Here is a 26,502-nt window from a genome sequence, read left to right on the forward strand (position 1 = left end):
GGGGGGATTTTTATGACCGGTTTTGTGTTGGCTATCGATCAGGGTACGACGTCGAGCCGCGCCATCGTGTTTGACGCTTCAATGAAACCGGTTGGCACCGGCCAGAAGGAGTTCGCCCAGATCTATCCGGCCTCCGGTTGGGTCGAGCATAACCCGGAAGAAATCTGGCAAACTGTCGTCGACACCTGCAAATCGGCCCTCAAGGCCGCCAAAAAATCCGCATCAGACATCGCTGCGATCGGTATCACCAATCAGCGCGAAACCATCGTGGTGTGGGACAAGGCGACCGGTAAGCCAATCCACAACGCCATCGTCTGGCAGGACCGGCGCACGGCATCGCTTTGCCAGAGGCTGAAGAAAAAAGGGCTTGAACCCAAATTCACAAAGAAGACCGGGCTGCTGCTTGATCCCTACTTTTCCGGCACCAAGCTCGCCTGGCTGCTCGACACCGTCAAAGGTGCCCGCAAGCGCGCCGAAAAGGGCGAGCTACTGGCCGGCACCATCGACAGTTTTCTGATCTGGCGCCTGACTGGCGGCAAGGTACATGCGACAGACGCCACCAACGCTTCGCGCACGCTGGTCTTCAACATCGAGACGAATGAATGGGACGCGGAACTGCTCGACATTTTGCGTATTCCGGCGGCTATTCTGCCCGAAGTAAAGGACTGCGCGGCGGATTTCGGGAAAACTGAAGCGACGCTCTTTGGCGCGTCGATCCCTATTCGCGGCGTTGCAGGCGACCAGCAGGCGGCGACCATTGGTCAGGCCTGTTTTCAGCCTGGCATGATGAAGGCAACTTACGGCACAGGCTGTTTTGCCATCCTCAACACCGGCGCCGATCTGGTCCGTTCTAAGAACAGACTTTTGACCACCATCGCATACCGTCTCAACGGAAAGACCACCTATGCGCTGGAAGGCTCGATCTTCATTGCAGGTGCGGCCGTGCAATGGCTGCGCGACGGCATCAAGGTGATCGGTAAGGCCGATGAGAGCGGAACGCTCGCCGCACAGGCTGATGACACCCAGCAGGTCTACCTGGTGCCGGCGTTTGTGGGTCTTGGCGCACCGCATTGGGACGCCAACGCGCGTGGTGCCATCTTTGGGCTCACACGCAATTCAGGCCCTGCAGAGTTTGCCCGTGCCGCGCTGGAATCTGTTGCCTACCAAACCCGCGACCTGCTTGAGGCGATGAAAAAAGACTGGAAGGGCAGCAATGGCAAAACTGTGTTGCGCGTTGATGGCGGCATGGTCGCATCTGACTGGACCATGCAGCGCCTTGCCGACATTCTGGACGCACCGGTGGACCGGCCAACCGTCCTCGAAACCACGGCGCTTGGCGCTGCATGGCTTGCCGGCTCAAAGGTCGGCGCGTGGCCGAAACAGAAGGAGTTTTCCGCCACTTGGTCGCTTGACCGCCGTTTCGAAGCATTGATGGAACCCGGCCACCGCAACGACCTGGTCAAGGGCTGGAAAGAAGCCGTCTCGCGCACCTTGACGAAGTAGACCGCCTCGCAACCCGGGGCGATGCTGTTGTGCGCAGTATGGGCGGGAAGCTTGCTTGCCCACGCTTTCCCTTCCAACGTGTTGTTCTGCCATGGGGACGAGAACGCAGTGCAGAACAGCACCAAAAAAAAGCCCGCCGAAGCGGGCCTTTCTGAAATTCTGTCAGCTTAGTATGGCGAATAGCACGGCTGACGCCCACCATTATATGGCTGGTAGGTGTTGTCGGACGCGCGGTATGAGCGGTATTTGTTGTAGCACCACTGCACATGGGCGTTACCGCCTCGCACGCGTGGCTGGTTGATCGCACCGCTGATGGCAGCACCCGCGATGAACGCTGCAGCCGGGAACCAGAAACCGTTGTGACGACGATAACCTGGACGGTGGTTGCGATAGCCACGATGCCCACGATAATAGCCCCCACGGTCGGCCCGGCGAATATCACGCCTCATATGGCGGCGCTCAGCCCGTCGGTTGTGGCGGCGCCAACGGCGATCTGACTGAGCAAGAACCACATTGCCCTCGCTCGCAGCCTCGGCGCGCGGCACCGAAATGGGTGCAGAGTTAGCCGGCACAGCGGCGGTTATGGCAAATGAGAACCCAAGTGCAGCAGCGCAAAGGCCTGACATAAACTTCTTCATAAAACTTCTCCTCGAGAGGGTCCCTATAGATCGATAACGACGCAGGGAGACCAAAGTTCCGCCGGGTCAAACATGACCATTCGCGCACTGAGGTCAAACGGAACCCGTCCCAGCACTTAATCGCGCGTTAAAAGCCCGCATTGAATGCTGTTTTTGCGGTTGACCGGCACCGCGCGCCTCCCTATGTTCCGCCCACTTTCAAGGGGTGGTTCGCCGCCCCCGGGGGCGCGTAGCTCAGCTGGTAGAGCAACTGACTTTTAATCAGTAGGTCTCGGGTTCGAACCCCGACGCGCTCACCAACGATTTCTCTGTTAGGCTGCTTCGACCGGTTATTCGGTTTGTTGCCTTCTCAATAATCCTTCTCATAGAAAATACCCACGCTCGACTCATTCGTTCCGACCGCGCCGCGGGCTTTCAAATCTTCGGTGATGTCGAGGTTGATGGTACCTTTTGCGCTGCCTCCGGCGCCGGCTTCGACGCCGAGGTAGACATTTTCGCTGATGTAGCGGCCAGCGCGTACGGCGGCGTTGCCTTCGCTGTCAGTGACGATGTCGAGGTCATCAAGGCCGGTTGCTTTGCGCAACCCGCTCAGCAGCGACGGGTTGGAGCCACCGGCGAGTTCGGCTGCGGCCGCTGCCAGCTGGGCAATCTGGAAGGCTGATAGCTCGTTGATGCTGCGGTTGAAGATCAGCTGCGCCAAAACTTCGTCCTGCGGCAATTGCGGCTGCGACGAGAACACGACCTCAGGATCAGACACTCGGCCTGTTACTGTGACGAACACCGTAATATCGCGCCCGGCCGAGCGGGCGACGAAATTGATGAACGGGTCACGATCACCCACCAGCGTCACGGTGCCCTCGTCAAAGGTGATGCGCTGCGCAAGGATCGAGAGGCGGCCACGGACCAGTTCGAATCCGCCGACGGGCTGGATATTGTTGACCGGACCGGTGAGGCGCACCGAGCCGCCAAGTTCGGCATCGAGTCCGCGACCGCGCACGAAAATGCGCCGGGGTGCGCTGACGGTGATATCAAGTCGTGCAACGCTGGGGCGGCTGCTGGGGGTCGGCGTGCCGTCATTGGCCTTTGCCCGCTTCAGCGTTGCCGCCACGTCGGCAGGCGGGTTGATATGGCGTACATTGATGGCAGCTTTTGCACCCAGACTGTCGGCCACCGTGATCTCGGCGCGCTCGACATCGATGCGTCCGCCTATCAGCGGGTCGCGCGCGAGTGCCCCGGTAACGGTCAGCGTCCCATTGACAGTGGCTGTCACGAGACTGCCATCGGTGTACTTCGCCTGTTTTAGCGTGATGACGAGGTTGGCCGGAAATCCATCGGCGAGTGAAATGGTGCCCGACGCACTGGCTGCGCCTCCCGAGCCGATAGCAGCCGAGGCGTTGCGAAGCGTCACAGTCTTGCAGTCTATGGTTCCCATCACTGCGATATCGCCCAGTCGCACATTGGATTGCGTATCGATGAAGCTGGCCCCTACAGTGGAAAACATGCCGCGGATATCGGGGTTTTTGAGACTGCCCGAAATGCTGCCCGAGAGGCTGACCGTTCCCGACACCTGCGCGCCGCGCTGTGCCAAAAGCCTGTTGGCCAGCGCAAGCGGCGCATCGCCGTTCAGCGTCAGGGCAAGGCTATCGCCGGAGAGCGGAATCCTGCCGGCTGCTGACAGCGTCAGGCCTTGCGGGCCATTGGCATTGGCAGAGGACAACACGATGGCACGGTCGGCATAGGTACCCTCGGCCACGAGGTCGAGTGGTGCCGCGCCAAGATCCTGCAGCGGTTTGGCAGTGAGATTTTCGCCACGCAGCCGGAAGGCTGCGGTCGGATCAGCCAGCGCACCGCTCACCCGCGCCGTTCCCGAGATTGAGCCGGCCAGGGCTTGGCCCGGCGCGACGGTGTTGAGGATCGCCAGCGGGAATGCCTCAAGCGCGACATCAAGAGCCAACTGGCCGTCTCGACTGAGCGGCACGCCCCCGGAAATGCCTGCGCGCAAGCCTTCCGGGCTGGTGACAGTCGCGTTGATAGTCAACCGGCTGGTAGACGAAGTCCCGCGTGCGTCGAGGTCGATAGACGACAAGCCCGACTGAGCCATTGCGGCAGCCGTCAGCTGGTTGCCGGAAAGATCGAATCGGATATCCGGTGCCAGCCGCGTCCCGACAATCCGGGCGCTGCCGTTCACCCTGCCACCAAGCCGCAGGTCCGGTTTGATTGTGTTGGCAATGGCAAGCGGCAGCTCGGCGATGATGACGGTAAGGTTAAGCGTGTCGCCCACCGACCCTTGCGCCTCGACGCGTCCGCCGCCGACATCTAGTGCCAGTCTGTCGACGGAAAAGTCTTTCCCCCGAACCGTGATAGCAGCCGGCTCCAATAACCGTGCGGCGAGATTTCCCTGCGCGATCTTAAGTGCATCGAGCCCAAGCCGGTAGCCGCCCTCGATGGGACTGAGCGCTCCTTCAGCGTCAACTGTCGTGCCGTTTTCGAGGCGGGCACTGGCCACGATGCCGGTGGCATCAAGATGCCTCACGGCGGTCGCCTTGAGTGTCGCCACATCGATGCCGTTGGCGGACACCCGCGCTGCCGATATGGTGCCGTTGACTGCCGGAACGCCCAAAAGATCGTCGATTGTTGCTTCGATATCAGCGCTGCCGAAACGGATATTATTGATTAGCAGAGACGACGCAGTCGCCTTGATGGTTGCGCCCTGCTTGTCGTCAAAGGAAGGGGTAAGCGTGATATCGGCGTCCAGAGCACCTTTGGCCTGCTGCAGGAAAAGGGCGGCAGCAGCAGAAAAATCCGTGGACTTTAGCGTCAGGCGACCGTCAAACAGCTTATTCGGCGTCCGTGTCACAGCCCCTGATAGGCGTGTGCCTGCCGTGGTGAAATCAAGTTCGCTGAGGGAAAGTGTCTCTTTGCCAAATGCCAGCGCGGAAGCAAGCGTGACCCGCTCGCCGGCGAGAAATCCAGTGCCGGAAATCTGGCCATCCACCGCGCCGTCGCGAAGCGTGCCCTCAAATCCAAGACTGGCATCGCGCACGGTTTTGCCGGCAAGCGATCCATCGGCGATCGCAGCGCTGAAATTCAGGCCGATCAGGCCATCCGAACCACTGGCACGTCCCTTGGCAACGAGACGGCCGGCTGCTTCCTCCGAGAGGAGCCCGATGTCAGTGAGCACCGCGTCGATGTCAAAATTGGCGGCGCCGCTGGCGAAGGTGCCATTGGCGCCGAAATCAACTTGATCGTTGAAGAGGCGCAGCCTGTCCGCAGTGAGGCCTTTTTCGTTGCGGGCGAGGCGACCGGTGATTTTTGTGTCGCCGGCGAGCACTGCATCGGCTGGCGCGCTGTTGACAGCAAGGTTTTTGCCGATGCCGTCGACTGTCAGGTCGAATCCGCCAGCCATCGGGTTGATCGCGCCCTTTGCCGTAACATTCAACCCGCCCGAAAGCTGCCGGCCAGCAAGCGCGGAAAACGGCGCAATATTTTCAGCCTTGAGCGCAATATCGCCGTTGAATGCGAATTCAGCGATCTGACCCATGAGACTGAGATCCAGCGCCCTTGCGGTTACCTGAGCTTTGTCCAGTGTCAAAGGCTGCCCGGCATTCCACGCGCCGGCTATCTCCAGGTCGATGCGGTCGCCGAGTGCCTCCTGAACATCGGCGCGCTTCGCAATGACGCCAGTGGCGGCACCTTCAGCGTTGAAGGTAATCCGGCGGGAGCCCGGCGCTGCAAGGTTCTGCGCCAGTCCACCGAGCTGCATGGTCAGTTTTTCGGATGCGAATGTTGCCGTCGTCAGGCCCGTAATGTCGAGGGAGCCCGTCCAGCTGTCAGTTGCCGTGGTTCCGAAAGCGAGTTTCAAGGCCGCCCGCTCAACCGTCGTTTCACCGCCGGGCACCGGCAGTACGGTTTTAGGCGATGCCGGATCTGCAATTTCTGCGGTCAGTTCAAGCCGCTGCAAGAATCCGTCATTTGCAGTCTCGGCCGACGCATCAAGCTGCAGCGCATTGCTTTTCAGGTTCAACCTGTCGAGCGAAAATCCGCCGGCGTCGCGGACCACGCCGCTGGCAACCATGGAAACCTTGTCGCCAAAGAAGGCTTCAAACCGCGGTGCGACGATTTTGGCAATCGGGCCCTCGAAGTCCGTCGCAAAGCCATAGCCGTCGCTCTGGCGGTCAACGGTAGCTGTGCCGGTCAGAACGCGTTCGGCATTGGCATCGAGCGTCAGATCAAGTTTCAGCGCGTCGAGCGGACCGGACCCAGCCACGGTCAGCACCACCGGCGGCTGGCCATCCATGCTGAGCAAATTGGCAACGATCCCGTTTGCCGGCTCGACCAGATTAAGGTTCAGCTTCAAGACTTTACTGGCGTTGGCATAGATCGCCGCAAGCGTGAGTTTGCCGCCTGGTCCATCGAGGCGGGTAATGTCGAGCGCGGCATCGAGCGAACCCTCGACCAAGGAGATGCTGCCGACTGTGCTGATTTCCGAGGCTAGCCCGAAAACATCTGCCGCAAATGTAACGCGCGGCACGGCAAGCGTGCCAAGGCGGATCGCAACCGGCAGGTCGGGCAGTTGAAAGCCGCCGGCTTCGGGGGCCAGGCCTTCGGCAGGAAGCGGCTTGCGCAAGACTTCGATTCTGTCCGCGGCAAGTGTCTCGATGTCGAGGCGCCCCAGCAGGAGAGCCGAGCGGGTCCAGACAATGCGTGCGTTTTCTATCCGCAGCCAAACGCCTTCGCGGTCGGCAATGCTGATTTCGGCGATCGTGGCATTCGACGACAGCACACCATCGATGCCGGTGATGCGAATTTTGCGATTGGGAGCGGAGAGCTGGTCTTCCACATAGGCCAGAAAACGTGAGCGATCGGCCTGCTCCCCAGCATCCTGCGCATGCGCGCCGGCAGCAAAAAGAGACAACAACAGAGCGAGAAAAATACGCATCAGAACGCCTGTCCTATGCCGACATAAAATGCCACAGACGGATCGGCTGGGCGAGGGTCAAGCGGCACCGCGACATCGAGCCGGATGGGGCCGAGTGCTGTATAGTAGCGCAGCCCGGCGCCGGCACCGATGCGCAGGTCTTCTGAAAAGCCAGGAATGGTGTCTGCGCCGACATAACCGGCGTCGACAAAGCCAACGAGGCCGATGCTCTTTGACACGCGGGCTCTTATTTCCGCCGAGCCTTCGATCAGCGAGCGGCCCCCGATGACTTCGCCCGCCTCGGTGTCAACGCCGATATTTCGATAGGCATAGCCGCGCACCGAACCGCCGCCACCGGCAAAGAAAAGTTTGTCGGGGGCCACTTCCGATATCGGTGCACCAAACAGAGTGCCAAGCTTCAACCGACCTGCCAGCACAACTGGATTTTCTGCGCCGAACCCATAATAGGCACGGCCTTCGCCGGTAAATTTGCCGATGAAATTGCCATAGTTGAACTCATAGAAAGGCTCGGCCCCGGCATCCAGAAAAACGCCGTTTGTCGCATCGACCTTGTTGTCGCGGTTGTCGAAGGTAAGCCCTCCGAGCAAGCCCGCATACATGAAGTCGCGCGTGCCGAAAGTATCATCTTCGAACTGGGCGTATCCACCCTGAACGAAAGCTTTTGCTGAAAGTTCTTCCGAAAACAGGTGGTTGAACCCGATCAGCCCGGTGACAGCCGTGCGCGTATAGGGATCGAGTACCTCGCGGTCTCCAAAGACTGAGGCCTCAAAATCAGTATCCGGAGTAAAAACACCGGGTCGGATGAAGGAGACGCCAGCGCGATAGGTCAGCGCGTCCGGCTTAAAGGTGTCGCCGATACCGGCAACCTTTGCGTCAAAGCGCAGCCGTTCGGCCCGGCCGAATAGATTGCGATGCATCCAGTAGGCTTCGAGGCCAACACCATCGAGCGTCGAGTAGCTGCCGCCGACGCCGAAGCGTCGCGGCTTGCGTTCCTGCACCGACACTGTCAGGGGCAAAAGGCCATCGGCCCCGATGGCATCGGCTTCCTGAATGCGCAGTGCGCGAAACACATCAAGCTTGGAAAGCCGTTTGTTGGCACGCTCGATGTCGTCCGGATCATACTCCTGACCGGGTTTCAGCCCTGTCATCCAGGCCACGTAGGCCGGGTTCATGCGCTCGGTTCCCACCACGGTCACGTCGCCATAGCTAGCCTTTTGGCCCGGAGATATCTCGATCTCGGCATCAACCGTATTGCTATCATGAGCGGCGGCGACACGGCGGTCGACCACGCTTGCCTTGGCAAAACCCTGTTGGCGCCAGGCTTCTACGGACAGTTTTTCGGCCTTGATGATCACGCCGGACCGCGCAACCTTGCCGGGCGCAAAGCCTTCATCCTCGGGCAGGTCCACGACATCACGTCGCTCAGTCGGTGTCGGCGCGCGGTTGATGATGCTGGCTTTGTCGAAGAAAAACTCCGGCCCAGGACTGACCGTGACGCTGATCAACGCGTTCTCGCCAAGTTCGCTATCCGGCGGCAGGTCGGAAGCCTCGCGCCCGTCGACCAGGATACTGATGGAGCCACCATAGCGGCCAAGCCCGTAAAGCGTAGCGAGAAGACGACGGTAATCGCTACGCGCGGCATTCAACAGGCCAGCAGCACCGGAGGCAGGCTTTTCGCGGTCCTTCCAGAGGCTCGAAGACCCCTTCAAAAGTGTTTCGACATCTCCTTCATCGCCAGTGACGATGAATTCCATCGTATAGTTTTGGGGATCGCCTATGACATCTTCAGCGGGGTCTGGTTTGTCGCGACCAAAGATCTTTAGCCCGAATAACTCAAACGCGTGCGCGGGCGCAGCAACGCTCGCACCCAACATGATGACACCGGCAAGCAGCAGCAAATATCGCAACGCCAGACTTCTCACAACAGCTCCCCGACGTGCGCGCACGGAACCCATCCATCCGATCCCCTCCGGAGACAGATGAGAAACAAGCGCCCGACATAGATCGGAACTGAGGCGAAATCACCGTCCATTCCTACCCATTATAGGGCGAAGAATTGACGATTTGCTGAAAACCAAAATTTAATTCAACCAAAGCACAACTACAGGATGAATCTATAGGTCGATACGTGTATGTCTTGGGTGTCGCGATTCTCAACCGATTCTGCGATCGATGCCCGGCAGGAGGCGGTTTACCGCCATTCAGGTCAACACCTGCGGGCGTCGCCTTGGGGTGGGCGAGAAGGGCAGCCCAGCAATGCGCGACGACGTGCCACGCAATGGTGATTGGAGCGCAACCGCTGTTCCAGCTATAGCCCGTCGCTGAATATAATCAGACAGACAAAGAGAATCATGGCGATTGATGTTGGCTATATAAGTGCCGTGGGGGCAGGGGCCTTGTCGTTTCTGTCCCCTTGCGTCTTGCCTCTGGTGCCGCCCTATCTGTGCTATATGGCGGGTGTCTCGGTAGAAGATTTTCGCGCCGAGGCGACCGCGAAAGCTGGCGCGCGAAAAGCCCTGATTGCGGCATCGATTGCCTTCATCCTCGGCTTTTCCACCGTGTTTATCGCACTAGGTGCCGGTGCCTCGACGATTGGCCGACTGCTGCGCGTCTGGCAGGAGCCACTGGCGATCGTTGCCGGTGTTTTGATCATCCTGATGGGTCTCAATTTTCTGGGCGTCTTGCGTATCCCGCTCCTGTCGCGCGAAGCCCGCTTCCAGTCGAGTGGCAAACCGGCCAGCGCGCTTGCCGCCTATGTGATGGGTCTTGCCTTCGCCTTTGGTTGGACGCCGTGCATTGGCCCGGTACTCGGGCCGATCCTGACTTTGGCCGGCGGGCGCGAAACCGTCGGTGAGGGCGCTCTTCTGCTCGCCGCCTACTCGCTCGGCCTTGGCATCCCGTTTTTGCTGGCTGCGCTTTTCTCTGGCGCCTTCATGCGCTTCCTGTCGCGTTTCCGGATGCATCTTGGACGCGTCGAGAAGGTGATGGGCGCGATGCTGGTGATAGCCGGAATTTTCTTCATCACCGGCGGCGTCCAGACGGCTTCATATTGGCTACTGGAAACCTTTCCGGTTCTGGGAACACTCGGCTGACGCGGCGGATTGGACGAATGTCTGGCCGGTGCTAAACATCGGAGCCCGAATCCTTCCGTTGCGGACTTTTGCCCATGACCTCCAGAACCTGCCTGTCGATCATTCTTGCTGCCGGTGAGGGCACGCGGATGAAAAGCGCCAAACCCAAAGTGATGCATGAAATCGCCGGACTGCCGATGATTTCACATGTCATGGGGGCTGCCCAGGCAGCCGGTGCCGGCGATGTCGCGCTGGTGGTAGGCAATGGCGCAGAGGCAGTACTGAAAGCCGTGCCTGAAGGCACCGAACATGTTGTCCAACAGGAGCGGCTTGGCACCGCACATGCTGTACTTGCCGCGCGCGCGGCGATTGCGCGTGGCTATGATGATGTTCTGGTGATGTTTGGTGATACGCCGCTGGTTGAACCATCGGTACTGAACAGTGCCCGTGCCAGCCTTGCCAATGGTGCGGCGGTCGTGGTGATCGGGTTTCGGCCCGCCAATCCCGCCGGTTATGGGCGGCTGATCGAAGACGGCGAAAAGCTGGTCGCCATCCGTGAAGACAAGGATTGCTCCGAAGCAGAACGCGCGATTGATTTCTGCAACAGCGGCCTGATGGCCATGTCCGGGGCCGATGCGCTAAGCCTGCTGGACGCGGTCGGCAACGCCAACGCCAAGGGAGAATTCTATCTCACGGACGTTGTCGCCATTGCCAACCAGAATGGCCTGCCGGTGGTCGCGCTCGAAGCGAGTTATGAAAATGCGCTTGGCATCAATAACCGCGCTGAACTCGCCGAAGCTGAAGCGATCTGGCAGGCGCGTAAACGTCGCGCAATGATGCTTGATGGCGTCACGCTGACCGCGCCCGACACCGTGTTCTTTGCCCATGACACTGAGATCGCGGCTGATGCACTGATCGAGCCGCATGTCGTGTTCGGGCCCGGTGTAAAAATTACCGGCAATGCCAAAATCCGGGCATTTTCGCATCTTGAAGGCGCCACCGTCGGAGGCGGCTGCGAAGTCGGGCCCTATGCGCGGCTCAGGCCCGGTGCTGTTCTTGGCGCAAAAGCCAAGGTTGGCAATTTCTGCGAGGTCAAGAATGCCACTATCGAAGCCGGTGCCAAGGTCAACCATCTCTCCTATATCGGCGATGCGCGTGTCGGCGCAAACGCCAATATCGGCGCGGGAACCATCACCTGCAATTATGACGGCTACAGCAAGTTCATCACTGACATCGGGGCGAACGCTTTTGTTGGCTCGAATTCGGCGCTGGTCGCGCCCTTGAAGATCGGCGACGGCGCGTACATTGCCTCGGGCAGCGTGATTACCGAAGACGTGCCGGAAGATGCGCTGGCCTTTGGCCGGGCGCGGCAGAAAACATTGCCGGAGCGCGGTCGTCAGTTGCGCGAACGCAGGGCGGCCGCCAAGAAGTAAATGCAGCCAATTTTTGCATCGGACATAAACGCGCCGGCAAGGTTCGTCTGATAGGAACCGAAACCATAAGTGATTTCTGCAGCGCGCAGACCTATGGCACTGCGCTGCAACACCATTTCTCGTCGGGGGTTTTCTGAATGTGCGGAATTGTCGGGATTGTCGGTCACAACGCCGTCGCGCCACTGATCGTCGATGCCCTCAAGCGGCTGGAATATCGCGGCTATGATTCAGCTGGCGTGGCCACTGTCGAACAGGGGACGCTCGGCCGCAGGCGGGCCGAGGGCAAGTTGGTCAATCTAGAACGTCTGCTCGGCGCCGAGCCGCTCGCGGGCACAATCGGTATTGGACACACCCGGTGGGCTACCCATGGCGTGCCCAACGAGACCAACGCGCATCCGCATTTTTCGAACGGTGTTGCAGTCGTCCACAACGGCATTGTCGAAAACTTTGCCACGCTGCGCGATGAACTGATCGCTGATGGCTACGTGTTCACATCGCAGACCGACACCGAGGTGGTGGCCCATCTGGTGGCGCGCGAGCTGGCGCGCGGTGTTGCTCCGGTTGAGGCTGCCCACGCCACGTTGAAAAGGTTGGAAGGCGCATTTGCGCTGGCCATCATGTTTGAAGGTGACGAAAACCTGATTGTCGGCGCACGCAGCGGTCCGCCGTTGGCTGTTGGCCATGGCGAGGGTGAAATGTTCCTGGGTTCCGATGCCATCGCGCTGGCACCCTTCACCAACTCCATCACCTATCTTGAGGATGGCGACTGGGCGGTGATACGCCGCGGTGGCGCGGAGATTTTTGACCTTTCCGGCAAACGCATGGAGCGCAAGCGCCAGACATCGCTTGGCACCGTGTTCATGGTCGACAAGGGCAACCGCCGCCACTTCATGGAGAAGGAAATCCATGAACAGCCGGAAGTCATATCGCACACGCTGGCGCATTATCTGGATTTCACCACCGACGGCCTGAAGCCGCTCGATCTGCCATTTGATTTCAAGACGCTGGAGCGCCTCGCCATCTCAGCTTGCGGAACCGCCTATCTCAGCGGTCTGGTCGGCAAATATTGGTTCGAGCGTCTCGCCCGCCTGCCGGTAGACATCGATATTGCGTCGGAGTTCCGCTATCGCGAAATGCCGATCTCCAAAAACAGCGCCGCCTTCTTTATCTCGCAATCAGGCGAGACCGCCGACACGCTGGCCTCGCTGCATTATTGCCGCAGCCAGGGCGTGCCCATCGGCGCCATCGTCAATGTTCGCGAATCGACCATTGCGCGGGAATCCGATGTGGTGTTGCCCACACTGGCCGGCCCCGAAATCGGCGTTGCCTCGACAAAAGCGTTTACCTGTCAACTGGCCGTACTGGCCTCACTGGCGGTGCGCGCCGGCGTAGCGCGTGGCACCATTTCGCGCGAGCGTGAGAAGGAGCTTGTGCATCAGCTTTCCGAAACGCCGCGCTTTGCCAACCAGGTCTTGAAGCTGGAAGGCCAGATCGAGACGCTGGCGCGCGACCTGTCGCGCTACAACCATGTGCTCTATCTTGGTCGCGATACCAATTTCCCGCTCGCCATGGAAGGCGCGCTGAAGCTGAAGGAAATCTCCTACATTCACGCCGAGGGCTATGCCGCCGGCGAGTTGAAGCACGGTCCGATTGCGCTGATTGACGAGAACATGCCCGTTATCGTGATCGCGCCGCATGATCGCATCTTTGAAAAGACTGTGTCGAACATGCAGGAAGTGGCAGCTCGCGGCGGAAAGATAATCCTGATCACCGACCAGAAGGGCGCCAGCCAGGTCAGCCTAAAGACCTATGAGACCATTGTCCTACCCGACGTGCCCGAAATCATCACTCCGATGATCTATGCGCTGCCGATCCAGATGCTGGCCTATCATACGGCGGTATTCATGGGCACGGACGTCGACCAGCCGCGCAACCTGGCCAAGTCGGTGACGGTCGAATAAAAGACCGTCGCACGCCCGTTACAATTTGCCCTTCAATGTTGGCGTCGCCGCGCTATTTCTGTGCTGCGCACAATGGTATTGATGGGCGATGGCAAAGACATCACATTCCAGATCGGCGATGATGAAACTCAGGAATTACTTCCTGACAGGCATCATCATATCTGCACCGCTCGCGATCACGGCCTATTTGTCGTGGAGCATAGTCCACTGGGTAGATTCCTGGGTAAAGCCCTACATCCCGTACCGCTATAATCCTGACCATTATCTGCCGTTTGCGGTACCTGGTTTCGGGCTGATCGTGGCGCTAGTTGTCATCACAGCAATCGGGTTCCTGACCGCCAATTTCATCGGTCGCACAGTTGTGGGTGCTGGTGAAAAGCTACTCAACCGCATGCCGCTGGTGCGCAATGTCTATAGCGGGCTAAAGCAGATTTTCGAGACAGTGCTGGCCCACCGGACCGAACTCTTCAACCGGGTCGGCCTGTTTGAATATCCCCGCAAGGGTGCCTGGTCGATTGTTTTCATCGCTTCTCAGGAAGACAATGAGATCTCGGATGCGCTCGAACCGCATGAGGGCAAGACCATTGCCGTCTTCCGCCCGATCACACCCAATGTGACGACCGGCTATCTACTCTATGTCAAGGAATCGGACGTCATTCCGCTCGAAATGACGGTCGAGGAAGCAGCCAAGTTACTGATTTCGGCTGGCCTCGTAGGACCGGAATATCGCAACAAAACAAAAGAGTTAGCTAAACAAGCTCGAGCTAACGTAGAACATGAGAAGCCGGCTTTGGAACCCGCAAGGCCGGTTGCCGAGAAGGCTCAGCCGGCGCGCAGAAGGCGCACAGCATCGTCGCGCCCGAAGAGATAGAGCAGCATCCGGATCGCTTCGCCGCGTTCGCTTTCGAGCCCCGGATCGCGCGCCAGAATAAGCCTTGCCTCGTCGCGCGCACTCTCCAGCATGTCGGCGTGAAACTCGATCCGGGCCACCTGAAAACCCGGCGTCCCGGACTGGCGGGTGCCCAACAATTCGCCTTCGCCGCGCAGCTTCAAGTCCTCTTCCGAAATCCGAAAACCGTCCTCGGTCTCACGCATCACCGACAGGCGCTGGTGGGCAGTTTCGCCGAGCGGGTCTTTGTACAGCAGCACGCAGGACGAAGGTTTTGATCCGCGCCCGACGCGGCCGCGCAACTGGTGAAGTTGAGCCAGCCCGAATCGCTCGGCGTGTTCGATAACAATTACCGTCGCGTCCGGAACGTCGACACCGACCTCAATGACAGTCGTGGCCACCAGAATACGCGTTGTGCCGCCCTTGAAGGCGGCCATCGCCGCATCTTTTTCGGAACCCTTCATGCGACCGTGCACCAGGCCCACCGCATCACCGAACACATCGCGCAGCGATTGAAACCGTTCCTCGGCAGACATCAGTTTGAGCTCTTCCGATTCTTCCACCAGAGGACAGATCCAGTAGACTTTTTGGCCTGAGCTGATCGCCTCGCCCATGCGTTGAACAAGCTCGTCCAGCCGTTCAAGCGGCAGGGTGACGGTTCGGATCGGTTGGCGGCCGGCCGGCTTTTCGGTCAGCCGCGAGACATCCATGTCGCCAAAGGCGGTCAGCACGAGCGTGCGCGGGATCGGTGTCGCCGTCATCACCAGCATGTCGGGCGCTTCGCCCTTGGCGGTGATAGCGAGCCGCTGATGCACGCCAAAACGGTGTTGTTCGTCGACGATGGCAAGCGCCAGGTCATGATAGACCACCGGCTCCTGAAACAGGGCATGGGTGCCGACGACAATGTTGATGCGCCCATCGGCCAGGCCTGCCAGAACGTCTACGCGGTCGCGGCCTTTTTCGCGTCCGGTGAGGATGGCGACGGTGAGCCCGGCCTGTTCGGCCAGCGGGGCAATGGTGTCCAGATGCTGGCGTGCCAGAATCTCGGTCGGCGCCATCAGGGCGGCCTGTCCGCCGGCTTCCACAGCCTGCGCCATCGCCAGCAGCGCCACCACCGTCTTGCCCGAGCCTACATCGCCCTGCAGCAGGCGCAGCATGCGGTCGGGGCTCGCCAGATCGGCGCTGATCTCAGCCAGCGCCTGTTCCTGCGATGCGGTTAGCAGATAGGGCAGGGCATCGCGTAGACGGCTGGCAAGTTGCCCATCTCCAACCAGCGGTCGTCCTGTCAGCGTGCGCTTGGTAGCCCGCAACAGCGCAAGCGCGATCTGGCCGGCCAGGAATTCGTCATAGGCAAGCCGCCGCCATGCCGGCGCCTCCGGTGATACATCCTCGGGCTCTTCTGGCCGATGCAGATGGGCCAATGACGCGGCAAAGGACGAGAAGCCGAGCCGACCAAGCGTCTCGCGCTCCAGCCATTCGGGCAGGTCCGGCAGGCGTACCAGGGATTGGGAGATGGCGCGGCGCAGCACTTTAGCCGACAGTCCGGCGGTCAGCGGATAGACCGGCTCCACCATCAGCAGACTGTTTTCCTCATCGCCGGCCAGTGCGATATGGTCGGGATGCACCATGCTCGGCCGCCCGTTGAACCACTCCATCCGCCCGGAGACGACAACCTGCTCACCGACCGGCATGGTCTTTTCCAGCCACGCCTGATGGCCGCGGAAGAAGGTCAACGCGATCTCGCCGGTCTCGTCATGGGCAAACACGCGGTAGGGCACCTGCTTGTTGCCGCGTGGCGGTGGCTGGTGGCGGTCAACGCGCAGGTCGAGAGTCACAATAGTGCCACTCGCAGCACCGGCGATGCCTGGCCGGTGACGCCGATCGATGACCGAATGGGGCAGTGTAAACAACAGGTCGGCCGCTCTGGCGGCGCGGTCGTGCACACCTGCCGGCACCACTTTTTCGATCATATCGGCGACTTTTGGCCCGACACCCTCCAGCGAGGTGACCGGCGCAAACAGTGGATCAAGCACAGTCGGACGCATCAGCGGACGCTACCGGCAACGGGCAATAATGGGGCGATGTCAGGAACCTCGAACATGCTGCGGACATTAGGCGGCATTGCTGTCGTTGCAAGGCTGACAGCGCCACCTTTCCACGCTATATGCGCCGCAACTGACGAGGAAACCGATAATGACCGGCATGACGCGATCGAGCGCGGGACTGGACGCGCGGCGCAGAAAACTTCTGTTCCGCTCCTGGCATCGCGGCATGCGCGAGATGGACCTGATTTTTGGGCGCTTTGCCGATGCAAGGATTGAGGAACTGACGGACGCCGAGCTCGCTGACTATGAGGCGCTGCTGGACATATCTGATACCGACATGCTGCCCTGGATCACCGGTGAAAAGCCGGCTCCCGAAACGCTAGCCATGGGCGTCCTGGCCCAGATCATCACCTTTCGGCGGACGCTGCACCCGTGATAGCGCCCAAAAGTTTCATCGACCCCATCGGCCTGACCAAAAAACCAGGGTCCGGCCGTGCCATTCTTGACGGCGTGGCGGATGGCTACGAGGCCTTTGCGCTGGCGCCCATTGCTGCCGAGATCGGCGGTGAGGGGCCAGTGGTCTTCGTGGCGCGCGATGGCCAGCGGCTGCCGGGGATTGCCGAGGCGCTGGCCTTTGCCGCGCCCGAACTGCCGATACTGGAATTTCCGGCCTGGGATTGTTTGCCCTACGACCGCGTGTCGCCGGCTGCCGATGCAGCAGCACGTCGGCTTGAAGCGCTGGCATCGATGATTGCGCTGAAGCGCACTCCGCACCGCGCCATTATCCTCACCACCGCCAATGCTATCCTGCAGCGCATTCCGCCTGCCGCAAGCATAGAGGCGCAAACATTCCAGGCAAAACCTGGCAACTCCGTCGACATGAACCAGCTTGCTGCGCGGCTGGAAACCTCCGGGTTCGAGCGCGTCGGCACGGTGCGCGAGGTCGGCGAATATGCCGTACGCGGCGGTATTCTGGACCTGTTTGTGCCCGGCTCGCCTGAGCCGTTGCGGCTCGATTTCTTTGGCGACACGCTCGAATCGATCCGCTCCTTCGATGTGGCTACGCAGCTGACAACAGCGCAGCGCAAAAGCGTCACCCTACAGGCGATGAGTGAGGTGGCGCTGACACCAGAGACGATCAGCCGCTTTCGCCGCTCCTATATCGAGGCGTTTGGCGCGCCATCACGTGATGACGGTCTCTATGCCGCCGTCTCCGAAGGCCGGCGCTTTGCCGGTATGGAGCACTGGCTGCCCTTCTTTTACGAGCGACTCGAAACGATTTTTGACTATGTTCAGGGCGCGCCGGTCATCTTTGACCATCTGGCCCGCGAGGCGCTGAGCGAGCGCCACACGCTGATCCTCGAATACTACGATGCGCGCAAGCGCGGTGCGGACGGTGCCCTGAAGGATGCCGTGCCCTACAAACCGGTAGCGCCGGACCTGCTCTATCTGTCGCCGGAGAATCTCGCCACGGGGCTCGCCGAACGCCGGGAGGTCGAGTTCACGCCGTTTGATGCGCCGGATGGCGGAGCCGCCAAGGTGTATCATGCCGGCTCAAGGCCGGGACGCAGCTTTGCCGAAGTGCGCGCGGACCCTTCGGCAAATGTATTCGATGCGGTTGTCACCCATATTTCCGAGAGCCGTGCTGCGGGCCAGCGCGTCGTGGTTGCGGGTTGGACGGAAGGATCGCTCGACCGCCTGACGCAGATTTTGGAAGAACATCACCTCGGCAATCTCGCCCGCGTCGAGACGCTGGCCGATGTGGCGAAGCTGGAAGCGGGGCAGGCGGGTCTTGCTGTTCTGCCAATCGAAAACGGCTTTGAAGCTCAAAAATTCACCATCGTTGCCGAGCAGGATATTTTGGGCGACCGGCTGGTGCGGCGCAAAAAGAAAAAGCGCGCTTCCGATTTCATCTCCGAGGTCGCGTCACTGGCAGCAGGCGACATTGTCGTTCATGCCGATCACGGTATTGGCCGTTTCATCGGGTTGCGCACCATCGAGGCGATGGGCGCGCCGCATGATTGCGTCGAGATCCATTATGCCGGCGACGACCGCCTGTTCCTGCCTGTTGAAAACATCGACCTTCTGTCGCGCTTCGGTTCGGATACTTCCGAGGCAACACTGGACAGACTCGGTGGCGGCGCCTGGCAGTCGCGCAAGGCGAAGCTGAAGAAGCGCTTGCTTGAAATGGCCGGCCAACTGATCCGCATCGCCGCCGAAAGGCAGATGCGCGTCGCCCCCGCCATGCGCCCGGCGGAAGGCATTTATGGCGAGTTCGCCGCGCGCTTCCCCTATGAGGAAACCGAAGACCAGCAAAACGCCATTGATGCGGTGGTGGACGACCTTGGCGCCGGCAAACCGATGGACCGGTTGATCTGCGGCGATGTTGGCTTCGGCAAGACCGAAGTCGCCCTGCGCGCTGCCTTCGTGGCAGCGCTGGAAGGGTTTCAGGTTGCCGTTGTCGTTCCGACCACACTTCTGGCGCGCCAACACTTCAAGACCTTTTCGCAGCGTTTTGCCGGGCTGCCGATCCGCGTGCGTCAAGCCTCACGGCTTGTGGGCGCAAAAGAACTAGCCGAAACCAAAAAGGGCATCTCCGAAGGAACGGTAGACATTGTCGTCGGCACGCACGCCCTGCTCGGCAGCGGGATTTCGTTCAAACATCTTGGCCTGCTGATCATCGATGAGGAGCAGCATTTTGGGGTCAAGCACAAAGAACGGCTGAAGGATCTCAAGAGCGACGTCCATGTCCTGACGCTTTCAGCGACGCCGATCCCGCGCACTTTGCAGCTTGCTCTGACCGGTGTGCGCGAACTGTCGCTGATCGCAACGCCGCCGGTGGACCGGATGGCGGTGCGTACCTTCATCTCGCCGTTTGATCCGCTGGTGATCCGCGAGACTCTTTTGCGCGAGCGCTATCGCGGTGGCCACAGTTTTTATGTCGTACCGCGCATTTCAGACCTCGATGAGGTGCACCGCTTCCTGAAAGAACAGGTTCCGGAGCTGAAGGTCGGCGTCGCCAACGGCCAGATGGCGGCGGGCGAACTCGAAGACATCATGAACGCCTTCTATGACGGCCAGTTTGATGTACTGCTGTCGACCACCATCGTGGAGTCCGGTCTCGATATCCCAACTGCGAACACGCTGATCGTCCACCGGGCCGATATGTTCGGCCTGGCCCAGCTCTACCAGCTGCGCGGCCGCGTCGGACGCTCGAAAGTACGCGCCTATGCATTGTTCACCCTGCCGGCGAACCGCAAAATGACGGATATGGCCGAGCGTCGGCTGAAAGTGCTGCAATCCCTCGACACGCTGGGCGCCGGCTTCCAGCTTGCCAGCCACGATCTTGATATTCGCGGCGCCGGCAATCTGTTGGGCGAAGAACAGTCTGGCCATATCAAGGAAGTCGGCTTCGAGCTTTACCAGCAGATGCTCGAGGAAGCGGTCGCCGAAATCCGCGGCACCGGCGAAGCGCTCGATACGGGCTGGTCGCCGCAGATCGCGGTGGGTGCCGCGGTGATGATCCCGGAAGAGTTTGTGCCCGACCTGCAACTGCGCCTGGCGCTCTATCGCCGACTTGGCGAACTGGAGACCCCGGAAGATATCGATGCGTTCGGCGCCGAGCTGATCGACCGTTTTGGGTCGCTGCCGAGCGAAGTCGAGCATCTGTTGAAGATTGTCTTCATCAAGGCGCTGTGCCGCAAGGCCAATGTCGAAAAGCTGGACGCCGGGCCAAAAGGCGTCGTTATCCACTTCCGCCAGCGCGAATTCGTCGATCCGGTCGGTCTGGTGCGCTACATCGGCGAGCAGGGCTCGCTGGCAAAAATCCGGCCGGACCAGAGCGTGGTGTTCATGCGCGACTGGCCGACGCCTGAGAAACGGCTGGCTGGTTCAGCCGTGATCATGACGCAACTGGCGAAGCTGGCAGCGAAGGCGGTTTAGGACAAACTGGCAGCCGTCTCCAGCTCCCCGCGTGCCTTTGCCCCCGCGATCTGGCGGATGGCGTCGGCCAGTGTGGCGCTGTCCTGTGCGCCGACAACGGCATATTTGCCCTCGAACAGGAAGCACGGCACGCCGGTGACACCCATGCGGGCGGCAGTTTCGATCTCGGTGCGGACTTCCGCCACATCGGCGTCGGTCGGCAGCAGGGTTTCCACGATGGACGCGTCCATGCCAGCGTCGCGTGCGGCTTCAATCAGCACAGAATGCTCGCCAATGTTCACGCCTTCTTCGAAATAGAGATGCAGCAACCGGCGTTTCAGCGTATTCTGGATGGCCCCGCCCGCCGTGCCAGCCCAGCGCAGAACGCGGTGCGCATCGAGTGTGTTGGGCGAGATTTTGATGGCTGCAAAATCAAACTTGATGCCTTCGGCCAGACCTGCCTCGGTGATGCGCTCATGCATGGCAAGAACGCGTTCAGCCGAGCCGAATTTGTCGATCATATAGCGCTTGCGGTCCTTGCCTTCGGGCGGGATGGTCGCGTCGAGCTGGTGGGGACGCCAATGGATCTCGACATCGACTTCTGGCACCGCAGCAATCGCAGCTTCAAGCCGTTTCTGGCCGACATAGCACCAGGGGCAGACGACATCCGATACGATATCAATGCTCAGCTTCGGTCTGTCTGTCATAGCGGTCTCCTTTGGTGACTGACCCCTCAGTTGGGTGTTTGCCACCAGCTAGGCAAGGTCGCGCCATAAAGCGGCACCGTTTCGGGCCGCGCCAGACGCTTCCAATGCGGTACCCATTGCTCGGGTTTAAAATAGAACGGCACGACGTAAGCGCCACTCAAAAGAATCCGGTCGGAGGCGCGCACGGCATCCTCAAACGCGGTTCGGTCCGTCGCGGTGACAAGCTGGTTAAGCGCTGCATCCAGTGCTGGATCGGCAACACCGGCATAGTTGTAGGTGCCGGGTGCATCGCGTGTGGCAGATCCCCAGCGCGTCGTCTGCTCTATTCCGGGCGAGAGCGAAGACAGATAGCGCATGGTGATGATGTCGAAATCATAGCCAGTCAGGCGTTGCTGGTATTGCGCCGCATCGACCGAACGAATGGTGACGGCGATACCAACCCGTTGCAGCGTCTGCTGCCAGGCAATGGCAAGCTGCTCGTTTTCACGGGATTTAAGGAGGATTTCGAAGCCGAGTTGGGTGCCACTCTTACCGATCATCTTGCCATCCTTGATCGTGTAGCCCGCCTCTTTCAGCGCGTCAAAGCCGGCTTTCAGGAACGCCCGATCGCGGCCTGTGCCGTCAGAGGTCGGCGGCTGCCAGCCTTGCTCCATGATTTCAGGAGTCACGGCATCGCGATATTGCGCTAAAAATGCGCGCTCGCCGGCGCTTGCCGGCCTGCCATGAGTGGAAAGGTCGGAATTGTCGTAAAAGCTTTTGGTGCGGGTATAGGCGCTGGATAAAAGATTGCGGTTGGCCCATTCAAAATCAAACAGCCCGGTCAGGGCGCGCCGCAGCTTCACATCGTCAAAGGGCGGGCGCCGGGTGTTCATCACAAAGCCAAACATACCGGACGGCAGACGCGTCTTCAGCGTTTCCCTGACGACATCGCCGCTGGTCACGGCTGGAAACCCGTAATCATTTGCCCAGCGGCCACTGTTTTCCTCAATCAGAACGTCGATCAGGCCCTTCTTGAAGGCCTCGAACATCGCGTTCTCATCACGGTAATAGGTCATGCGGATTTCGTCGTAATTGTCGTAGCCGCGCTTGGAAGGGATGTCCTTCGCCCAGTAATCAGGATTGCGGGTAAAAGTCAGGCTGTCGCCAGGTTTGACGTTGGTCAGCCTATAAGGGCCACTGCCGATAATCGGCGTCAGGGTCGACTTATCGAAACTATCCGCGTCGATGGCATGTTTTGGAAGGACAGACAGCAGGCCGAGCAACAGCGGCAGTTCGCGGTCGGGCTTGACGAAGGTAAATCGCACGCCGCGCTCTCCGACCTTTTCGACACGGTCGATCTTTTTGGCCATGACGCCATACCGCGGATAGCCCTTGTCGCGCAAAAGCTCGAAGGTGAAGATCACATCGTCGGGCGTGATCGGCTTGCCGTCCGAAAATGTCGCGCGTTCATCCAAAGTGAACTCGACGAAGCTCCGTGCCTCATCGGTCTCCACAGTTTTGGCGATCAGCGGGTAGAGCGTGAACGCCTCGTCACGCGAGCGCTGCATCAAGCTGTCAAAAACATTATTGCCGAAATCGGCATCGATGGAGCCGCGCGCGCCGCTGCCCTGGATGATGAACGGGTTAATGCTGTCAAAAGTGCCAAGCCAAGTATAATTGACGGTGCCGCCCTTGGGTGCATCGGGATTCACATAAGGGAAGTTGTCAAAATCCGCTGGCAATGCCGGTTCGCCCTGCATGGCGATGGCGTGTCGCGGCTCGGCCTGGGCTGTCAAAGCAGCCGCCCCGAGAGCAAAAGTTCCGATGCAAAGAGCAGCCAGAGTACGGCGCATGGTCAAGCCTCCATAGGGCCGAGGGGTCATGATTCGAGCGGAACGTAGCATGGAAGAATGGCGTTGAACCTCACAAGGCATAGACAAGGCGTTTCCTGCGCTTTTGCCGCTGGATTCGCGGCCTCATGCAGTGTAACACGCCGGCGAGAGTCATTCTGTTGCCTTAATTTAGCAACAAGAGCGGCCAACCGGCCCTTTGTGCCGCCTGTGAATTCTTTGAGAGGATTTCTCGACTATGACCAGCCTGAAACCAAAAGCTCAACTTTCGGCTATCGCAGTCGGCGTGTTCGGGCTGATCGCGGCAACCCTGTCGCCCGCCACCGCACAGCAGCAGCAGAAAGTACCGGAAGGCTGGTTCAAGGCCTGTTCAAAGCAGGCTGATGTCGACATCTGTAATGTGCAGAACATTTCAATGGCCAGCACCGGTCAGATGATCACCGGCGTCAGCCTGATCGAACTCAAGGGCAAGGTGAATCGCAAGGTGTTCCAGGTATCGGTCCCGTCCGGCCGTCTGGTTCCTCCCGGAATTGGCCTGCAGATTGATGGCGGCAAGGCACAGAAGCTTGACTACGTGATCTGTCTGCCAGACCGTTGCGTTGCCGAGGCAGCCCTTTCGGACCAGATGGTGGCGAGCTTCAAGAAGGGCCAGGAACTGACGCTGACTTCGGTCAATTTCCAGAACCAGCCGAACCCGGTCAAGGTCTCGCTAAAAGGCTTCACCGGTGCCTTTGACGGCCCAGCACTGCAGCAGTCTGATATTGAGGACCGCCAGAAGGCGCTTCAGGATTTCGTTGCCAAGAACAATGACGACTTTGCCAAGAAGCTCAAGGAAGAGCAGGATAAGGCGAAAGCCGGCAACTAACCCTGTGGTCATAACCATTGAAAGCGGGGCCTTGTGGCCCCGTTTTGCTATCCGTCAGTGGCGGGCCTGGCTTTTGGGCGCGTAGTTTCCATCGGCGGTTCGATCAAACAGGTCGCCAAGCTGCGGATGCCGCATGGGTGTCCCGCTTTCGTCTTCGAGCAGGTTCTGCTCTGAAACGTAGGCGATGTACTCGGTGTCCTCGTTCTCGGCCAGCAAATGATAAAATGGCTGGTCCTTGCGCGGCCTCACCGCGGCAGGGATGGCCTCATACCATTCATCAGTATTCGCAAATTGCGGGTCAACGTCGAAAATGACACCACGAAACGGGAACAGTCGGTGGCGCACCACCTGGCCGATGCTGAATTTTGCTGTCTTCATCTCACTCATAACTCAAACCTTTTGCGATATTTGGCGCAGCCGGCTGATCAATTCAATCCTGTGGCGGCTTGACGCATGCGCCGGCTACGCGCTAGCGCCGGTACAAATCTCTAAAACATGGGGACTTCATGTCGGACGTCATCGGGCTCGTCCTGCCATTTTTCGGGTTGATCTTTCTCGGCTATATCGTTGCACGCATAACCCGCCAGCCGCTGGAAGCACTGGGCTGGATGAACGTCTTCATCATCTATGTGGCGCTGCCGGCGCTGTTTTTCCAGTTGTTGGCGAAGACCCCAATCGAGAAGCTGACTGAGGGGAGTTTCATCTTCGGTTCGGTTCTAGCGACCTATATCGTCTTTTCGTTGATGTTCGTTGGCGCCATTCTGTTCCAGCGCGACGCCATAGCGGATGCCACAGTAAAGGGGCTCGCCGCTGCCTACGGTAACATTGGCTATATGGGGCCGGGCCTTGCTCTGCTTGCCTTTGGCGAGGAAGCGGCTGTGCCGGTAGCACTGATCTTCTGCTTTGAAAATATCATGCATTTTGCCATCGCACCGATGATGATGGCGCTGTCGGGCGGGGAAAAGACACCGCGGGCCGAACTGGCGCTCGGCGTGGCAAGGAAGATTGCGATGCACCCGTTTATCATCGCTACGGCCTTCGGGGTCGCGGCTGCCTGGCTGGAATTTGCTCCGCCACTGCCGCTGGAGAGGCTGCTGGATTATCTGGCGAGGGCGGCTGCACCCTGCGCGCTGTTTGCCATGGGCGTGACCTTGGCACTGCGGCCCCTCAACCGCGTGCCAAAGGAGCTCGCACCGATTGCTCTGCTGAAACTGATCGTTCACCCGGCGCTGTGTTATGTGGTGTTGAGCTTGATTGGCAATTTCGATCCGGTCTGGGTGTTTTCCGCGATGCTTCTGGCAGCGCTGCCGACGGCCACCAATGTGTTTGTCATCGCACAGCAATATGGCGTCTGGGTGCAGCGCGCTTCGGCCAGCATCCTGTTGACTACGGTACTGTCGGTCGGCAGCGTGACCATGCTGCTCTACATGATCAAGAGCGGGCTGCTACCGCCGGATCTGTTCCCGTAGACCCGACCATATACCGGAGAAGCCGCTGCCGGGACGCAATCCTTCGCGCATGAACAACGCACGCACTGGCGCTAGCGCGCCGAGCAGGCTTAGCCCGGCGCTGCGTGCCATCTGGGCGGGCAGAAAATCGGACAACAGCGACATGTTAAGCAGATTGACCACACCGGTGCGGGCCAGAATGTCCGGTCGGCGACGACGGTTATAAAGGTCGAGCGCGGCCTGCGCGCCTGGATCGGCACTATGGTCGATAACAACTTCAACGAGTTGCTGAATATCGCGGATACCAAGGTTCAAGCCCTGAGCGCCAATCGGTGGGAAAACATGGGCCGCTTCGCCAACGAGCGCGACACGATTTTGGGCAAAGCGGGCCGGTAGGCCCGCTGACAGGGGATAAACCTGCCGCCCAGGTTCGACCGTCACCCGCCCCAGCATTGACTGCATTTTTTCTTCCACGCGGACGCCAAGGGCAGCATCGTCGAGGCGCGACAGTTTTTCAGCGTCGTCAGGCGTGACAACCCAGACCAGACTTGAGCGGTTACCGGGCAGCGGAACGGTAGTGAAAGGGCCGGTTTCGGTGTGAAACTCGGTCGAAATGTCGCCATGGGAGCGGCCGTGCGAAAACGTCAGTACGAGAGCCGCCTGTTCATAGCTGTGCGTCCTGATAGTAATGCCGGCGGCGTTGCGGGCTGGAGAAGACCGGCCATCAGCCGCAATCACAAGGTTCGCTTCCAGTTCAGCCCCGTCTTCGAGAAAGGCGGTGGCGTGCTCACCAGACAATTGCCATCGCGCGACCAATGTTTTGCGCCATACGATGGCTGGTTCGTCCAGCACCGCTGCCGCAAGCGCGGCAGCAAACACGCTGTTTGGTATGTTGAGGCCAAAGGCTTCCTCGCCAATCTCGCTGGCGCGAAAGGTTACCACCGGGCTTCGGATTAACCGCTTCGTGGCGTCGATGATGCGCATGACGCGCAAAGGCGCAGTTTTTTCACGGATCGGGTCGATCAGACCGAGTTCATCGAGAAAATGGATTGCCGGCATCATCAAAGCCGTCGTGCGACGGTCATCGGTAGTTGGCGGGGGGCCGACCAACGTCACGGCAAAACCGGCGCGTGCGAGGCTGAGCGCCGCGATCAATCCCACCGGGCCGCTGCCGGCGACTAAAATATCTGACGAATTTTCTGCGCTGTCCAAAGTATTTCGTTCCTCGCATAGCCCGCCACGGTGGGCCAAGC

17 protein-coding genes and 1 tRNA gene are annotated in these 26,502 nt (G+C 59.9%); 10 read left to right on the plus strand and 8 right to left on the minus strand.

Features of this window, described 5'->3' with window-relative positions:
* The first annotated feature begins 12 nt into the window (after positions 1 to 12).
* Positions 13 to 1,503 carry a glycerol kinase GlpK gene (gene glpK / locus GA830_RS13835; protein WP_195162403.1) on the plus strand — a complete coding sequence of 497 codons (1,491 nt, stop codon included), beginning with the start codon at positions 13 to 15 and terminating at the stop codon, positions 1,501 to 1,503.
* Between the two features lie 167 nt (positions 1,504 to 1,670).
* On the opposite strand, the gene GA830_RS13840 is transcribed toward glpK, so the two are convergent.
* Positions 1,671 to 2,141, minus strand: a complete 471-nt coding sequence (locus GA830_RS13840) for a BA14K family protein (protein ID WP_195162404.1) — start codon at positions 2,139 to 2,141, stop codon at positions 1,671 to 1,673.
* Between the two features lie 223 nt (positions 2,142 to 2,364).
* Here GA830_RS13840 and GA830_RS13845 point away from each other — a divergent pair.
* Positions 2,365 to 2,440: transfer RNA gene (locus tag GA830_RS13845), tRNA-Lys, on the plus strand.
* Positions 2,441 to 2,490: 50 nt separating this feature from the next.
* On the opposite strand, the gene GA830_RS13850 is transcribed toward GA830_RS13845, so the two are convergent.
* Together GA830_RS13850 and GA830_RS13855 are read right to left on the minus strand one after the other, a co-directional pair.
* Positions 2,491 to 7,080: a translocation/assembly module TamB domain-containing protein gene (locus GA830_RS13850; RefSeq protein ID WP_195162405.1), complete on the minus strand. Its 4,590-nt coding sequence runs from the start codon at positions 7,078 to 7,080 to the stop codon at positions 2,491 to 2,493.
* Entirely contained in the window at positions 7,080 to 9,035 is a 1,956-nt protein-coding gene (locus GA830_RS13855; protein WP_195162406.1) for an autotransporter assembly complex protein TamA, read from the minus strand. The genes GA830_RS13850 and GA830_RS13855 overlap by 1 nt, the downstream gene beginning before the upstream one ends.
* Before the next feature lie 396 nt (positions 9,036 to 9,431).
* Between GA830_RS13855 and GA830_RS13860 the strand changes: the two genes are divergently transcribed.
* The 4 genes from GA830_RS13860 (at position 9,432) to GA830_RS13875 (ending at position 14,416) form a co-directional block, all read left to right on the plus strand.
* On the plus strand, positions 9,432 to 10,172 hold the full coding sequence (locus GA830_RS13860; RefSeq protein ID WP_195162407.1) for a cytochrome c biogenesis CcdA family protein: 741 nt from the start codon (positions 9,432 to 9,434) through the stop codon (positions 10,170 to 10,172).
* A 74-nt stretch (positions 10,173 to 10,246) separates the two neighbouring features.
* Positions 10,247 to 11,584 carry a bifunctional UDP-N-acetylglucosamine diphosphorylase/glucosamine-1-phosphate N-acetyltransferase GlmU gene (gene glmU, locus GA830_RS13865; protein WP_195162408.1) on the plus strand — a complete coding sequence of 446 codons (1,338 nt, stop codon included), beginning with the start codon at positions 10,247 to 10,249 and terminating at the stop codon, positions 11,582 to 11,584.
* 137 nt (positions 11,585 to 11,721) lie between these two features.
* Complete coding sequence (glmS, locus tag GA830_RS13870; RefSeq protein WP_195162409.1) at positions 11,722 to 13,545, plus strand: glutamine--fructose-6-phosphate transaminase (isomerizing); 1,824 nt, start codon at positions 11,722 to 11,724, stop codon at positions 13,543 to 13,545.
* A gap of 118 nt (positions 13,546 to 13,663) precedes the next feature.
* Positions 13,664 to 14,416, plus strand: coding sequence for a DUF502 domain-containing protein (locus GA830_RS13875; protein ID WP_195162410.1), 753 nt, complete (start codon positions 13,664 to 13,666; stop codon positions 14,414 to 14,416).
* Here GA830_RS13875 and recG read toward each other — a convergent pair.
* On the minus strand, positions 14,368 to 16,479 hold the full coding sequence (recG, locus tag GA830_RS13880) for an ATP-dependent DNA helicase RecG (RefSeq protein WP_195162411.1): 2,112 nt from the start codon (positions 16,477 to 16,479) through the stop codon (positions 14,368 to 14,370). The genes GA830_RS13875 and recG overlap by 49 nt on opposite strands.
* Positions 16,480 to 16,627: 148 nt before the next feature.
* Between recG and GA830_RS13885 the strand changes: the two genes are divergently transcribed.
* Together GA830_RS13885 and mfd are read left to right on the plus strand one after the other, a co-directional pair.
* Positions 16,628 to 16,915: an FAD assembly factor SdhE gene (locus GA830_RS13885; protein ID WP_195162412.1), complete on the plus strand. Its 288-nt coding sequence runs from the start codon at positions 16,628 to 16,630 to the stop codon at positions 16,913 to 16,915.
* Complete coding sequence (gene mfd / locus GA830_RS13890; protein WP_374939270.1) at positions 16,912 to 20,421, plus strand: transcription-repair coupling factor; 3,510 nt, start codon at positions 16,912 to 16,914, stop codon at positions 20,419 to 20,421. Before GA830_RS13885 ends, mfd begins: the two co-directional genes overlap by 4 nt.
* On the opposite strand, the gene GA830_RS13895 is transcribed toward mfd, so the two are convergent.
* The gene (locus GA830_RS13895; RefSeq protein WP_195162413.1) at positions 20,418 to 21,107 is read right to left on the minus strand and encodes a DsbA family oxidoreductase; all 690 of its coding nucleotides are present in this window, start codon (positions 21,105 to 21,107) and stop codon (positions 20,418 to 20,420) included. The genes mfd and GA830_RS13895 overlap by 4 nt on opposite strands.
* 26 nt (positions 21,108 to 21,133) lie before the next feature.
* Positions 21,134 to 22,939 (minus strand): extracellular solute-binding protein, encoded by a 1,806-nt coding sequence (locus tag GA830_RS13900; protein ID WP_195162414.1) that lies wholly within the window; start codon positions 22,937 to 22,939, stop codon positions 21,134 to 21,136.
* A 235-nt stretch (positions 22,940 to 23,174) separates the two neighbouring features.
* Between GA830_RS13900 and GA830_RS13905 the strand changes: the two genes are divergently transcribed.
* Positions 23,175 to 23,801 carry an invasion associated locus B family protein gene (locus tag GA830_RS13905; protein WP_195162415.1) on the plus strand — a complete coding sequence of 209 codons (627 nt, stop codon included), beginning with the start codon at positions 23,175 to 23,177 and terminating at the stop codon, positions 23,799 to 23,801.
* Between the two features lie 54 nt (positions 23,802 to 23,855).
* Here the strand turns inward: GA830_RS13905 and hspQ are convergent, their stop codons facing one another.
* A complete protein-coding gene (hspQ, locus tag GA830_RS13910; protein WP_195164957.1) occupies positions 23,856 to 24,179 on the minus strand; it encodes a heat shock protein HspQ in 324 nt (107 codons plus the stop codon).
* A 128-nt stretch (positions 24,180 to 24,307) separates the two neighbouring features.
* On the opposite strand from hspQ, the gene GA830_RS13915 reads away from it, so the two are divergent.
* Complete coding sequence (locus tag GA830_RS13915) at positions 24,308 to 25,270, plus strand: AEC family transporter (protein ID WP_195162416.1); 963 nt, start codon at positions 24,308 to 24,310, stop codon at positions 25,268 to 25,270.
* On the opposite strand, the gene GA830_RS13920 is transcribed toward GA830_RS13915, so the two are convergent.
* On the minus strand, positions 25,247 to 26,461 hold the full coding sequence (locus GA830_RS13920; RefSeq protein ID WP_258045436.1) for a UbiH/UbiF family hydroxylase: 1,215 nt from the start codon (positions 26,459 to 26,461) through the stop codon (positions 25,247 to 25,249). The genes GA830_RS13915 and GA830_RS13920 overlap by 24 nt on opposite strands.
* Positions 26,462 to 26,502 lie beyond the last annotated feature (41 nt).

This window comes from Mesorhizobium sp. NBSH29 (assembly GCF_015500055.1).
GTDB lineage: Bacteria > Pseudomonadota > Alphaproteobacteria > Rhizobiales > Rhizobiaceae > Neomesorhizobium.